This is a genomic window from Agrobacterium sp. 719_389 (genome assembly GCF_900188475.1).
GTDB classification, from domain to species: domain Bacteria; phylum Pseudomonadota; class Alphaproteobacteria; order Rhizobiales; family Rhizobiaceae; genus Agrobacterium; species Agrobacterium radiobacter.
Genome location: NZ_FYEM01000002.1, coordinates 648,853 through 662,985, shown reverse-complemented (window position 1 = coordinate 662,985; position 14,133 = coordinate 648,853). Strand labels below are relative to the sequence as shown.

Sequence of the window (14,133 nt, the reverse complement as noted above, 5' to 3'; positions counted from 1 at the left end):
CAAAGAGATGGGGCACGGCGTCTCCGCCCATTTCTTCTCCCCGACGGGGATAAGGTGGCCCGAAGGGTCGGATGAGGGGGCGAGCTCTCCGCATCTCACGCCCCTTGCCCCCTCATCCCGCTGCCGCGACCTTCTCCCCGGCGGGGAGAAGGCGAAAGGCGCACTCGCTCGCTTCCCGTGAACGAGTGCCGAGGGTAGCTTTCTATCGACCTTGAGGTCTCACGCCTTCTTACGCATCGTCGCGTAGACGATATTGTGGTTTTCGCCGAAAAACACCTCCGCCTCGATGCTGGAAGGGTCGGCGCTTGCATTGACGATCCGCCACATATCCGCCTTGGAGCGCAACAGCAGCGCCCAGTTCATGAAGGTCTCCATATAACCGTCGACGACGATGTCTTCCGAGAAATTGGCGAAGAGGAACATGCCGCCGGGTTTCAACATCTCCATGCAGCGGCGCGTGAGCTTGATCGCCACGCGGTCGTTCAGATAATCGTAAAGACCGGCCGCATAGATCAGGTCGAAAGTGCCGAGTTCCTGCGTGCGCAGCACGATATCACGCACGGAACCATCGATCGCCTCGATGCAGCTGCCGTTAAAATCGCGGGCGACGGAACCAACGCTCAAGGGATCCTGATCGAGCGCCACCCAGCGCTTGATCCCGCCCTCTTTCAGCGCCACGGACGCATCCGCCTCGCGCAGATGGCCGGACGCGATGGTGAGGATTTCCGTCTCATTGCCGTGCCGGGCTGCAGCCTCGTCAACGAACCGTGTCAGCAAATCGCGCCGCTCGCGCACGGCGACCGAGGAACTGGCGTCCTTCGTGTAATCGTAAAGGGCGGCACCGAGCGGTGTGGCCTTCTTCACCAGTTCGGCAACACTGTCGTGACCATAAATGAAATCGAGCAATTGCGCATCACCCGAATAACCCCGCGGCTTTTCGAAAGACCACCGCGTGAACGGGTCCTCCAGAAAATGGTTCGAAACGGGGTGATTCTGTACCAGCGGAATCAGTTCAGCCCACACGCTGGAGTGGAGATTTTCCCGCAGGCCATGAAGTGCGCCCGCCGTTCTATGTATTATCTCACGTGCTGAAACACGATTGTCGAATTGCTGTTGTGCCAATTCGAGAATGAGCGCCACCTCTGCTTTCGCAACTGCGAACTGCTCATCGAATGTTTCCGTCCTGCGTGCAAAAATCTCTTTTGCGACAGTATCCGGGGTAATCAGACTTGCCCCGTCAAGATTTTTCTTCTTTACCCGCACCACTTCAGCCTCCAGTATTAACACATTGTTAACTATACGTTTCTGGGAGACGGAAGGCCACTCGCTTTCGATTTTTGTGCGGTGTAGGGATACATTAGTAGATTAGCGTATTTTTTTGGTCACACTCGTAAGTACGGGAGAAAGCGGATACGCGATTTAGTGAAACTTAATGTTGCGAACGTATGATGCGTTCTTCCTTTCCATGTTCTCCGCGCACATCGGCAGAGATCGACGGGAACCCGCACTGGGTGCGACAGCACACGGAAAAGTGGAATAAGCAGTTACTTAATAAAGTATACGCAACACTATGGGAAAGTGCATGAAGCACACATTGGGAGAGGTGAGTGGACAGCAAGACTATCGGCGGCCGGAGTCCCGGTTTTCTGATGAACTTCTTGCCCTTTACCAGCAGGAAGGTGAGCGCAGCCGCCGTGGTTCAATCCGACGGGGCCTGTGGACCGCTGTTTTCATCTATCTGCTGTTTGCCGCAACCGACATCATTCTGATACCCGACGTCGCATCTTACACCATTCTCGCACGTTTCGCCGTCGTCATTTCATCGCTGCTGACGCTGGAAATTCAGCTGCGCAATGGCGCCAGCACTGCGGCGCTTGATCTTACCTGCGCCACCGCTCTCGTCATGGGTTATATCGGCTGGCTATTACCTTCGCTGCTGACCGACAATACCGAAAACATGTCCTATTACATGGTTTTCGGGGCGATCTTCATGATGGGCGCCAACCTGTTTTTCACCTTCCGCTTTCATCTGTCGCTGGTGTCTTCGGGCATTATTCTTGTTACCTATTTTCTGGCGGCGACACAGTTTCCCGAAGATTCGTTCTACAAGTTCGCCTTCGGCACCTTCTACATTTCCTGCTTCGTCTTCACTTCCTACGTGAACTGGAACCTGAACCGGGAGCGCTACCACGTCTTCGTGAACGGGCTGGAGGCGAAGGCGCAGCAGAAGGCGGCGGACGAGCGTGGCCAGGCGCTGCTGCGGCTTTCCAACACCGACTCCCTGACCGGCCTTCAGAACCGCCGCGCCATTGATCATCATCTGCGCCTGCTGTGGGACAATTGGATCAAGAAGGAAGAAGGCTTTGCCGTTTTCCTGATCGACGTCGACTTCTTCAAGAAATACAACGATCGTTACGGCCACCAGGAAGGCGACAAATGCCTGATGACTGTTGGCACCGCCCTGCAGGATGCCATCACCGAACACGGCGCCTCAATCGGCCGCTATGGCGGTGAGGAATTCATCGTGCTGGCGCCCTTCAAGTCCAAGCAGCAGGTTGGCGAGCTGGCCGAGACGATCCGCCACACCGTTGAAAACCTGTCGCTCGCCCATGACCAGCGCCGGGACGGCACCTTCATCGTCACTGTCAGCATCGGTGCGTCCTTCACCCGCCCCAATCCGGACGGCAAGCTGGAAAAGATCATCAATGAAGCCGACCGCGCGCTCTATATTGCCAAGGGCAACGGCCGCAACTGCATGAAGCTGTTCGATCCCGATGATCCGCAGACCAGCGACGAGACAGAGAACATTGCCGCGCTGCTGAAAATCGCCATTGCGGAAAACCTCGTTTCCCTCGTCTACCAGCCGATTCTCAACGTCTCGACCAATGAGACCGCAGGGGTCGAAGCGCTGATGCGGCTTCGACTGCTGGACGGGAACCCTGTTGCACCCGGTATTTTCATTCCGATTGCCGAGCGCACCGGCACGATCATGGAACTGGGCCTGTGGACCATCAAGACCGTCTGCAAACAGATACTGGCCGATGACAAGGTGGCTGTCGTCAGCGTCAACGTCTCGCCGATGCAATTGAAAAATCCCGGTTTCGCCACCTCGGTCGCGGCCATTCTCGTGGAGGCCGGCATTGCCGGCAACAGGCTCGCCTTCGAAATCACCGAAGGCGTCGACATGGAAATGCATTCGGACGTGCTGCGGTGTCTGAACGACCTGAAGACGCTCGGCATCAATATCTGGCTGGATGATTTCGGAACCGGTTTCGCAGGCCTTTCGTGGCTGCGCATGACGGATTTCGATACCGTCAAGATCGACCGCTCCTTCCTGCATGACAGCAAGACCCCGCGCGGCCGGGCGATGCTGCAGGACATGATCCGCCTCATCCGCAACCGCGGCCACAGGATCCTGATTGAAGGCGTGGAGACTGAGGAACAGCTAAGGCTGGTGCGGCAGATGGAAATCGACTACGCGCAGGGTTATTATATCGGTCGCCCCGTCGTCGCCGAAAGGCTGGGCCCGGCGGCCGCCGCCTATCCGCACCCGAACATGCTGCTGCGCCCCGCCTGACCCTGGGGTGAAGACGGAAAGCCGCAGGCAGATTTAATGATAGGCGGGCGGACTAACCGAGAATCTTGCCGCGAGCTCCGAGAACGCCTCCCGCGTGACGGGATCGACAGGAGCCCCTTCCCTTTCCCGTTTTGCGGCCACCGCCCACTCCCGGTCACCCGGCGCCATGACCTTGCAGTCTTCCCGCGCGGGGGATTCCCGCAGGACCTCGAGATAACGTTTCATGCCCTCATCGAACGCCTCCCGTTCCAGGAAGGCTTCCGGCTTCAGCGCCAGAACGAAGGCCCCGAGCCCGCGCGGCGTGGCAAAATCCGGCCCGCCCATGGGAGCGATATCGAAGCTGAGTTTCATGCCCGTGAGCACAGCACTGAAAATCTCCACCATTCCCGCAAGTGCCGCACCCTTGAACCCGAACTCGCCGCCGACCGGGGCAAGCATTTCAACGGCATGCGGATCGCGCGTATCGACGCCGTCTCCATCGGAGGCGACGCCTTGCGGCAGCTGCTGGCCGAGGCTCCGGTAAAGCAGAACGCGATTATAGGGCACCGCGCTGGTGGCCATGTCCAGCAGCCAGGGCATGTCATCCGCTGCCGGCACGCCAATGGCGATGGGGTTGGTGCCGTGGAAGCGCATGGCGCCATCATGCAGGCGCACGAAACTGTCCGAATTGCAGAAGGCGAGGCCGATATAACCCTGTCGCGCAGCTTCCAGCGCATAGGCACCGGCCGGGCCGAAATGTGAGGAGTTACGGATCGCCACCGCGCCGATGCCGAATTTTTCAGCAAGCGCCATGGCGCTGTCCATGGCCGCATAGGTGGAGCGGGCGCCATGGGCGTGGTCGGCATCGATCGTTTCCACTGCGCCGAAGCCGGAAACACGGGCTATCTGCGGCCGCCGATTGAGACGCCCGCCTTCGAGCGCGGTAATATAATGGGCAAGCAGGCGAACCCCATGGCTGTCCACACCGAGCCTTGTGCCATGCATCATGGCGCGTGTCGCCGCATCGGCCGTTTCGCCATCGGTGCCGGCGGCCAGGAAAACGGCGCGGCAAAACCGCTCCAACTCATCCAGCCTCGCCAGGACGTTGGCTTTTTCATTGCTGTGCGCCATGAGGGAATCCTCCCAATTCCAGAATCCATGCCGCACAAGCTATTCACGGGGCGCGTTTTTGCAATCGAATATCGCAGCCCGAAGGCTCAATCAGTCTTCCGCCCCCACGGCGTCATAGGAAGAGCGTTCGCCGGCGATGATCGCGCGTTTGCCGACATGGTTGGCAGGCCCGACAATGCCTTCCTGCTCCATGCGCTCGACGAGCGAAGCGGCGCGGTTATAGCCCACGGACAGGCGGCGCTGGATGTAGGATGTGGAGCACTTCTTGTCGCGCATCACCACCTTGACAGCCTTCTCGTAGAGATCATCGCTATCGTCCTCACCCATGGCGGACTTGTCGAAAACAGCGGCTTCCTCTTCCACCTCTTCGTCGGTCTCGTCGGCGTCTTCGGTAACGGTGCCGAGATATTCCGGACGTCCCTGCGTCTTCAGATGCGCGACCACCTTTTCCACTTCCTCGTCGGAAACGAAGGGGCCGTGGACACGCGCAATGCGGCCGCCGCCCATCATGTGCAGCATATCGCCCTGGCCGAGCAGATGCTCCGCGCCCTGTTCGCCAAGGATGGTGCGGCTGTCGATCTTCGACGTCACCTGGAATGAGATGCGGGTCGGGAAGTTCGCCTTGATCGTGCCGGTGATGACATCGACCGACGGACGCTGTGTGGCCATGATGAGATGGATGCCGGCGGCGCGCGCCATCTGCGCCAGACGCTGGATCGCACCTTCGATTTCCTTGCCCGCGACCATCATCAGGTCGGCCATTTCGTCGACGATGACGACGATGTAAGGCATGGCCGTGAGGTCCATTTCCTCCTGCTCGTAAACCGCTTCGCCGGTGGCGCGGTCAAAGCCGGTCTGCACGTTGCAGAACACGGTCTCGCCCTTGGCCCGGGCGGCAGCGGCTCTTGCATTATAACCGTCGATATTGCGCACGCCGAGACGCGACATCTTGCGATAACGGTCTTCCATTTCGCGCACGGCCCATTTTAGCGCCATGACCGCCTTTTTCGGATCGGTGACCACAGGCGTCAGCAGGTGCGGAATGCCGTCATAAACCGAAAGCTCGAGCATCTTGGGATCGACCATGATCAGGCGGCACTCTTCCGGTTTCAGGCGGTAGAGCAGCGACAGGATCATGGTGTTGATGGCAACCGACTTGCCGGAGCCGGTGGTGCCGGCGACCAGAAGGTGCGGCATCTTCGCCAGCTCGGCGATGACAGGTTCGCCGCCGATGGTCTTGCCGAGGCAGAGCGCAAGCTTCTGGCGGGTTTCAGCGTAATCGGTCGCTTCGATCAACTCGCGCAGATAAACCGTCTCACGCACCGGGTTCGGCAGTTCGATGCCGATGACATTGCGGCCGGGCACAACGGCGACACGTGCCGAAAGCGCCGACATGGAGCGGGCGATATCGTCCGAGAGGCCGATGACGCGCGAGGACTTGACGCCGGGGGCGGGCTCGAACTCGTACAGCGTGACGACAGGGCCGGGGCGAACATCGATGATCTCGCCCTTGATGCCGAAATCCTCCAGCACGCTTTCGAGAAGTCCGGCGCTCTGCTCCAGCGCTTCCGGCGTCATGGTCGTGGTCTGCTGGACGCGGGCTTCCTGCAGAAGATCGATGGAGGGGTATTCATATTCGCCTTCGGCAAAGACCGGCGCTTCGCGAAACATCGGCTGCGAGGCCTGGATGGGCGCGCGGACGGTGAAACGCGGCTCGGCCGCAATTTTCTCCACCGGCTGAACCTGCTCCACAGGTCTCTGCGTCTCGACCACCATAGGCGCTTCCGCGACTGGCGGCGGCGCTATTTCCTGTTCAGCAACCGCAATGGCGGCGGGAAGGACGGACTGACGCACGCCGATCTCACGGTAAAGCCGAATTGCGGAACCGCCCGGCACGGTGACGACGGGAGGCTCGGATGAAAGTACGATCGCAGCGGCTGCTGGCGATGCAAAGGCGACCGGCGCGACAACAGCAGGTGCCGTGACCGATTTTGCAAGAACGGCGCGCGCGGACGCGGAGACGCCCTCGCCGGCGCTGCCCGGCAGATCAAGCGTCATCACTTCCCAGAACAGCTCATCCGGCAGATGGGTGGCGAAAGCCGGAATGACGGCCTGCGGTGCGGTGGTCTGAACTGCATCGATGGCGGGCTCGACGGATGGCGGCTGAACCGGCGAGAATATCTGCTGCGCAGCCGCTTCTGCAGCCACGGAAGTCTCCGTCTGAACCGGCATCCGGGCAGCAGCAGCCGCCTCTTCCGCCTGCTTGCGGGCGAGCTCCAGCCGCAATTTGTAGGTCAGCGCCCTCGCGCCCCGGGCATCCGGCGGCTGCGGCAGGAACGGCATGCGCGGCGGCGGCATGCGCTGCTCCGCCGGCTTTATGACCGGTTCATTGACAGGAGCAACCTCCTGCTGCACAGCCTGTTGCTGCTCCACCACTTCCGCCTCCACTGCTTCAGGCGGAGCGACAGCCGGGACTTCCTCCTCCGGAATATTGGGGGTCTCGACCGGCATGCGCCGCGCAAACGCGCTTTCCGGCGTGCGGGTGAAACGGACATTCGGGCCGAGCACAAAAGCATTCTGCCAGCCGGGCATCTCGGCGCGGCCTTCGATGGCGTCGGCTGCGCTGACATCGGCATTCGGCTTGGGTGCCGCGCTGGCCTTCATCGCCGCCGTCTGTTGACCGGCAACCGACTGGCCGCCGGCATGACGAGCCTTCTCGCTCCCCTCCCCTACGCTATTGGACGAATTCTGGAATCTGGATCGGGAGAAGCTCATGGCAGCGTGCACACTCATCATAAACGTACATATTTCGGTCTCCCTGAAATAAAAAATAAAGGTTAATTACCCCTTTCCAAACGGGGTCGACGCGGCAGATTTTCGTTCCGTCCACAGGCGGCACGGGACACATACCATCGAGGGCACGGCATTCCAACCGTTTAATTTTATTAGGTTATATCAAATTTTCAGAGCATTACCGAGGGCAAGAAGGCAAGGTGAGAAAAGCGCAGTACCGCCGGAAAGCATATTGTTTCCGCAAAGGCCCTCGCAACGTAAAATCATTGCTGTAAAGCCCGCGAATTAACGTGGACACTGCCGAGGTTGCAGTCTTAAGATCGGCCGGCCGCGGACCAAGCGGAAAGGCCCGCCCAGCCCTCATTTCCGGAGTGAATCATGTCGCCTGTCCACCTGTCCCGTCGCTCGCTTCTCAAGACCTCGCTTCTTCTTGCCGCAACCACGGGGCTGGCGGGCATTGCCGCTGCGCAGCAGGCGGCGCCCGGCGGAAGGTTGATCGTCGCGGCCGATTCGGAGCCGAAGAACCTCAATCCGGCGATCGTCGCCTCAAACGGCGTGTTTTATATTGCCAGCAAGATTATCGAGCCATTGGCCGAAGCCTCCTTCAACGGCAAGGACGGCCTGGAACCGCGCCTCGCAACCGAATGGGCGGGATCGGATGACGGGTTAAGCGCCACCTTCAAGCTGCGTGAGGGCGTGACCTGGCATGATGGCAAACCCTTTACCTCCGCGGACGTTGCCTTTTCGGCGCTCTCCGTCTGGAAACCATTGCAGAACCTCGGACGGCTGGTCTTTGCCAATCTCGATAAGGTCGACACGCCGGATGAACACACGGCGATCTTCCGCTTCTCCAAGCCAACGCCGTTCCAGCTCATCCGCAACGCGCTGCCGGTCGTCACGAGCGTCGTGCCGAAACATCTTTATGAAGGCACCGATATCGCCACCAACCCGGCCAATACCAAACCGGTCGGCACCGGGCCTTTCATCTTTGCCGAATACAAGCCCGGCGAATATTATCGCCTGACCCGCAACCCGAATTACTGGGGCAAGGGGCAGCCGCAGCTGGAGGAGATCATCTACCGCGTCCTGCCGGACCGGGCGGGAGCGGCTTCCGCGCTCGAAGCAGAGGAAATTCAGCTCGCCGCCTTTTCCGCCGTGCCTCTGGCCGATCTCGACCGCATCTCGAAGGTAGCGGGCATCAAGGTCATCGCCGATGGTTACGAGGCGCTGACCTATCAGCTGGTGGTCGAAATCAACCATCGCCGCAAGGAACTGGCCGATCTCAAGGTCAGACAGGCCATCGCCCACGCCATCGACAAAAAATTCGTCATCGACAAAGTCTTCCTCGGCTACGCCACGGCATCCACAGGCCCGGTGCCGAAAAACGCGCCGGAATTTTATACCGACGATGTCGAGACCTATGATTTCGATGTGGCCAAGGCCAATGCCCTGCTGGACGAGGCGGGTTATGCGCGCGGCGCGAACGGAGCACGTTTCTCCCTGAAACTTCTTCCGGCTCCCTATTTCAATGAAACCAGACAGTTCGGTTCCTATCTTCGTCAGGCGCTGCAGGAAATCGGCATTGATGCCGAGTTGGTCAATAATGATTCAGCAGCTCACCAGAAGGCCGTCTACACCGATCATGCCTTCGACCTCGCGATCGCGCCGCCGGTCTTCCGCGGCGATCCGGCGATTTCCACCACGATTCTCGTGCGTTCCGGCATTCCGGCGGGTGTCGGCTTCTCCAATCAGGGCGGTTACGAGAACAAGACGCTGGACGAACTGATCGACAAGGCGGCGGTAACGGTTGATACGGCGGCACGCACGGCGCTTTACAAGGATTTCCAGAAGCAGGTCACCGCCGATCTGCCGCTGATCAACGTCGCCGAATGGGGTTTCATCACGGTGGCGCGCGATACGGTCAAACATGTCGCCAGCAATCCCCGCTGGGCCGTTTCCAACTGGGCGGATACGACGGTCGACACCTGAGGACGCGCCGTGAAGCGTGCAACGACATTGCTGAAGCGACGGGCAGTCAGCGCCATTCCGGTGCTGCTGATTGTTCTCGTCTTCACGTTCGTGCTGCTTGAAAATGCCTCCGGAGACGCTGTGGATGCCTATCTCGTCTCCATCGGCGGCGGCGATGCCGGGCTGCGGGATGTATTGCGCGAGCAATATGGCCTGAACGGTTCGGTGCTTGCCCGTTTCTGGCTCTATGCCAGCTCGGTGCTGCGGCTCGATCTCGGCTGGTCGCTTGCCTTCGACCGGCCGGTGCTGGGGCTGATCCTCGAACGGTTGCCGAACACGCTTCTCCTGATGGGCAGCGCTACCATACTCGCCTTCATCCTCGGCACCGGACTTGGCATCGTGGCCGGTGCGCGTCCCGGCGGGCTGACGGATCGCGTGCTTTCAACGCTTTCGCTGGCGCTTTACGCCACGCCCGGCTTCTGGCTTGGCCTCGTGCTCGCAATCGTCTTCGCCGTTCAACTCAAATGGCTACCCACCTCAGGCATCGAAACCATCGCCTCGGGCAAGCAGGGATTTGCAAGGGCGCTCGATATTGCCCGTCATCTCGTGTTGCCGGTCGCCAGTCTCGGCCTCATCTACCTGGCGCTTTTCCTGCGCGTCATGCGCACCGCCATGGCCGCGGTCTGGCCGCTGGATTTCGTGCTGTTCGCCAGGTCAAAAGGGCTTTCCAAACGGCGGATCGTGCTGCGCCATGTCGCGCGCAATGCCGCTCTTCCGCTCGTCACCGTGCTCGGCCTGCAGGCCGCAACCATGCTGGGCGGCAGCGTGGTAATCGAAAGCGTCTTTGCCATTCCCGGCTTTGGCAGGCTGGCGCAGGAAGCCGTCAGCGGCCGCGACACGCCGCTTTTGATGGGCATTATTCTGACCAGCGCCGTCTTCGTCATCCTCGTCAATCTCGCCGTCGATATTCTCTATGCCGTTCTCGATCCGCGCATCGGCAGCGGGGAGCGACAGGCATGAGTTTCGCTCTCCGGCTGCTGCGCAGTTTCGAAGGCGCCACAGGAGCCATCATTCTGGTGCTGCTTGCCATGACGGCGCTCGCCGCGCCCGTCGTTTTTCCGGCCGACCCGCTGGCCATCGTCGGCGAACCGCTGATCGCGCCCTTTACGGACGCCGCCCTGCCTCTCGGCACCGACCGGCTGGGCCGCAACGTGCTGGCCGAACTTGCCCATGGCGCGCAGGCCTCCCTGCTCGTCGGCATCGGCGCCGCCGCCGCAGCACTGGTCATCGGCACCGTCATCGGCACCATTGCCGGATTTGCCGGCGGCCTCGTGGATGAAGCTTTGATGCGCGTCACCGACGCCTTTCAGATCGTGCCGAATTTCCTGCTCGGACTCGCCTTCGTCAGCACCATCGGTCCCTCCATGCCCATTGTCATTCTCGCCATTGCGCTCGGCGCATGGGCGGATCCGGCGCGGCTGATGCGGGCGCAGGTGTTGAGCATCCGCGAACGCGATTATGTGCAATCCGCGCGCGCCATCGGCATGCATCCGCTGGAGATTGCGTTCAGGCAGATCCTGCCCAATGCCCTGCCGCCGGTTCTGGCGCTCGCCGCCATCATCGTCGCGGCCGCCATCCTTACCGAGGCGGCACTGTCCTTCCTCGGGCTCGGCGATCCCAATATCGTCACCTGGGGCTCGATGATCGCGGAAGGACGCAACGTCCTGCGCTCGGCCGCTTTTTTGTCCGTCATCCCCGGCATCGGCCTTCTGGTCACGGTTCTCGGCGTTTATCTTCTCGCAGAAGGCATCAACAAGGCGATGGCGACAAGGAGGCAAGCGCCATGAGCGGAAATGCGCTGTGCCGGATCGACGATCTCAGCGTTTTTTATGCGGCGGGCGATGCGCCGGCGTTGCAGAATGTCTCGATGACCATCCGGCAGGGGCAAAGGCTGGCGATCATCGGCGAAAGCGGTTCGGGAAAATCCACGCTCGGCAAAGCCATCGCCGGGCTTCTCCCAGGCAACGCGCGTGTTTCCGGTGATATCTCCTGGAGCCGCGATAGCGGCCTGTTTCACGGCAGGCCGCTGCCGGGGCGCGATATCGGCACGATCTTTCAGGATACTGGCGCCACACTCAACCCGGTTCTCACCATCGGCGAACAGGTGGCGGAAGGTGCCGTGCGGCATCTCGGCCTGTCATGGAGGCAAGCACGCGATCTTGCCCGTGACCTTCTGGAGCGGGTGCGGCTGCCGCATCCCTCCCATCTGCTCGGTGCCTATCCGCATCAGCTTTCCGGCGGCCAGAGGCAACGCGTGGCGATTGCCGCCGCCATTGCCGCCAGTCCTTCGATCCTGATTGCCGACGAGGCCACGAGCGCGCTCGATACTGTCAGCCAAGCCGCCATCGCCACGCTGCTGGACGATCTGGTGCGACAGGAAAACAAAACGCTGGTCTTCATCACCCATGATATCGGCCTTGCTTCCAGCCTTGCCGACGAGATCGCGGTTCTGCGCGCGGGGCTGCTGGTGGAACATGGCCCGACACGGCGGGTGCTTTCCAAACCCTCCCATGACTATACGCGTGCGCTGCTTGCCGATTATCTCGATCTCTCGACCCCGCCGCTCATCAGCGAGGCCGCGTCATGAGCGAAGTCCTTCTGAGCGTCGACGGACTGTCGAAAACCTATCGCACCGGCGCAAGAACAGTGGCGGCGCTTTCCGACATCTCCTTTTCGCTTCAGCCCGGTGAGACACTGGGACTTGCTGGTCCCTCCGGCTGCGGAAAATCGACGCTGGCGCGCATTCTGATGCGGCTGATCCCGGCTGACGAAGGCACGATCCATTTCAAAGGCCGCGACTGGCTGGCGCTTGACGGCGGGAAGCTTCGAGCCGCCCGCCAACACATGCAGATGGTGTTTCAGGATACGCATGGCGCATTCAATCCGCGCGCCAGCGTCGAAGATGCCATCGGCGAGCCGTTGCGCATTCATCGCATGGTCGCAAGACGCGAGCGTGCAGCGGAAATACGCCGTCTCCTCGAGCGCGTGGGCCTGCCCGCCAGCTATGCCAGCCGCTCGGTCTTCGAGCTTTCCGGCGGCCAAAGGCAGCGCGTCGCGATCGCGCGGGCCATTGCACTCAAGCCGTCGCTTCTCATTCTGGATGAAGCCGTCTCTGCGCTGGATGTTTCAGTTCGCAGGCAAATCCTCGAACTTCTGGTGGAAATCCAGCGGGAGACGGCCGTTTCCTGTATTTTCGTCTCCCACGACCTCGCAGTCATCCGCGCCGTCTGCCACCGCGTCGCCATTATGGAAGCGGGACGGATCGTTGAAATCGGCAGGACGGGAAATATCGTCTCCGCGCCGCAATCCTCGACCGCCAGAACCCTGATAGACGCCGCGCCGCGCCTGACCATTACCACGTAAGGAAAAGACATGCCCGTTCCCGATCATGCATTGCTGCTCGACCCACCCGCTTTTCCTGCGGAGCGTTATGCCGCTCTTGCCGACCGGCTGGCAGCCTTGATGGGCACGGAGAACGACGTCCTTCTCATACAGGCGGAAGCCGTTCTGGCGCTTGAGGCAGCGGCGACAAGCCTTGCGAGGTCGGGCCTGAGGGCGCTCAACATCGTTACCAGCCCCTATGGCGCATGGTTCGGCGGCTGGCTGGAAAGGGGCGGCGCGACGGTGCGCAACCTGACGGCCAGCCCGGCGAAGCCGGTCACACTGAAGGAGGTGGAGCAGGCGTTGGACGAAGGGCCGGATTTCGATCTTCTTGCCATCGTCCACGCGGAATCGGCAAGCGGCATTCTCAACCCCCTGCCCGCCATCGCCGCACTCGCTCGGCAAAGGGGCATCGTGACCCTCGTTGATGCCGTCGCGTCCATCGGCGGACATGCCTTCGAGGCTGACCGGCTGGGCATCGATATCGCCGTCATCGGCCCGCAAAAGGCGCTGGCCGGGCCGGCCGGGGTTTCCGCCATTTCCGTCAGCGAAAAAGCGTGGGAGCTTCTTTCCCATGGTGGTGCACCTGACAACTCCATGCTCTCGCTTCTGGACCAGAAGAAACTCTGGCTTGATGCCGGCCGCGGCGCGCTGCCCGGAACGCCGGCGCCGCTGGAATTCTATGCGCTGGAGGCCGCCCTCGACCGGATAGAGGCGGAAGGTCTGGCATCCGCCAATGAGCGCCACGAAAGGGCGGCGGCGGCCACCCGGAACGGCATCAGGGCGCTCGGTATTCCGACCTGGGTGGAGGAGCCGCACGCCTCCGCCCTCGTTTCCACCGCTATCCTGCCGGATACCGTCGAAGCCAAGACATTCCTCGCCGCTGCATCCCAAAAGCATGGCGCGGATATTACCGCCGGAGTGGGCCCCGGCGCGGAACGGCTGATAAGGCTCAACCACACCGGCCGGCGGGCGCATCCGGAGGCGGTGAAAGCCAATATCGTGGCCTTCTCCAGCGCCTTGAAAAGCCTCGGCCATACTGCAGATACCGATTCCGCGCTGGAGGCGACCGAAAAAGCCTATTCTGACGCCGATCCGAACCGCGTTTGAAGATGGCGATAAACATTCATTGCGCAAAATCCGGCAGCAGTGAAACGTCGGTCACGACATTGTTGTTAAAAATGGTAGACAAATTCCTCGGTCAATCTTGACGAAATCATGGCAACGCGCGAAACTTAACGCAC

The 14,133-nt window shown here is 61.0% G+C and carries 10 protein-coding genes; 7 read left to right on the top strand and 3 right to left on the bottom strand.

Going from position 1 to position 14,133, the window contains the following annotated elements; translation table 11 throughout:
• Positions 1 to 219: 219 nt before the first annotated feature.
• A complete protein-coding gene (locus CFB10_RS06700; protein WP_020011764.1) occupies positions 220 to 1,266 on the bottom strand; it encodes a class I SAM-dependent methyltransferase in 1,047 nt (348 codons plus the stop codon).
• 316 nt (positions 1,267 to 1,582) lie between these two features.
• Between CFB10_RS06700 and CFB10_RS06695 the strand changes: the two genes are divergently transcribed.
• On the top strand, positions 1,583 to 3,577 hold the full coding sequence (locus tag CFB10_RS06695; protein WP_026363939.1) for a bifunctional diguanylate cyclase/phosphodiesterase: 1,995 nt from the start codon (positions 1,583 to 1,585) through the stop codon (positions 3,575 to 3,577).
• A gap of 33 nt (positions 3,578 to 3,610) precedes the next feature.
• On the opposite strand, the gene CFB10_RS06690 is transcribed toward CFB10_RS06695, so the two are convergent.
• Positions 3,611 to 4,687, bottom strand: coding sequence for an Ldh family oxidoreductase (locus tag CFB10_RS06690; protein ID WP_020011766.1), 1,077 nt, complete (start codon positions 4,685 to 4,687; stop codon positions 3,611 to 3,613).
• Between the two features lie 90 nt (positions 4,688 to 4,777).
• On the bottom strand, positions 4,778 to 7,483 hold the full coding sequence (locus CFB10_RS06685) for a DNA translocase FtsK (protein WP_026363940.1): 2,706 nt from the start codon (positions 7,481 to 7,483) through the stop codon (positions 4,778 to 4,780).
• A 375-nt stretch (positions 7,484 to 7,858) separates the two neighbouring features.
• Here CFB10_RS06685 and CFB10_RS06680 point away from each other — a divergent pair, with 375 nt between their 5' ends.
• The 6 genes from CFB10_RS06680 to CFB10_RS06655 are packed head-to-tail and all read left to right on the top strand — an operon-like array spanning position 7,859 to position 13,999.
• On the top strand, positions 7,859 to 9,469 hold the full coding sequence (locus tag CFB10_RS06680; protein ID WP_020011768.1) for an ABC transporter substrate-binding protein: 1,611 nt from the start codon (positions 7,859 to 7,861) through the stop codon (positions 9,467 to 9,469).
• Between the two features lie 9 nt (positions 9,470 to 9,478).
• Positions 9,479 to 10,468, top strand: coding sequence for an ABC transporter permease (locus tag CFB10_RS06675; RefSeq protein ID WP_026363941.1), 990 nt, complete (start codon positions 9,479 to 9,481; stop codon positions 10,466 to 10,468).
• Positions 10,465 to 11,295 (top strand): ABC transporter permease, encoded by an 831-nt coding sequence (locus CFB10_RS06670; protein ID WP_020011770.1) that lies wholly within the window; start codon positions 10,465 to 10,467, stop codon positions 11,293 to 11,295. Before CFB10_RS06675 ends, CFB10_RS06670 begins: the two co-directional genes overlap by 4 nt.
• Positions 11,292 to 12,095 (top strand): ABC transporter ATP-binding protein, encoded by an 804-nt coding sequence (locus CFB10_RS06665; protein WP_020011771.1) that lies wholly within the window; start codon positions 11,292 to 11,294, stop codon positions 12,093 to 12,095. The genes CFB10_RS06670 and CFB10_RS06665 overlap by 4 nt, the downstream gene beginning before the upstream one ends.
• Entirely contained in the window at positions 12,092 to 12,871 is a 780-nt protein-coding gene (locus CFB10_RS06660) for an ABC transporter ATP-binding protein (RefSeq protein WP_020011772.1), read from the top strand. The genes CFB10_RS06665 and CFB10_RS06660 overlap by 4 nt, the downstream gene beginning before the upstream one ends.
• Positions 12,872 to 12,880: 9 nt before the next feature.
• Positions 12,881 to 13,999, top strand: coding sequence for an alanine--glyoxylate aminotransferase family protein (locus CFB10_RS06655; RefSeq protein WP_020011773.1), 1,119 nt, complete (start codon positions 12,881 to 12,883; stop codon positions 13,997 to 13,999).
• The last annotated feature ends 134 nt before the right edge of the window (positions 14,000 to 14,133 follow it).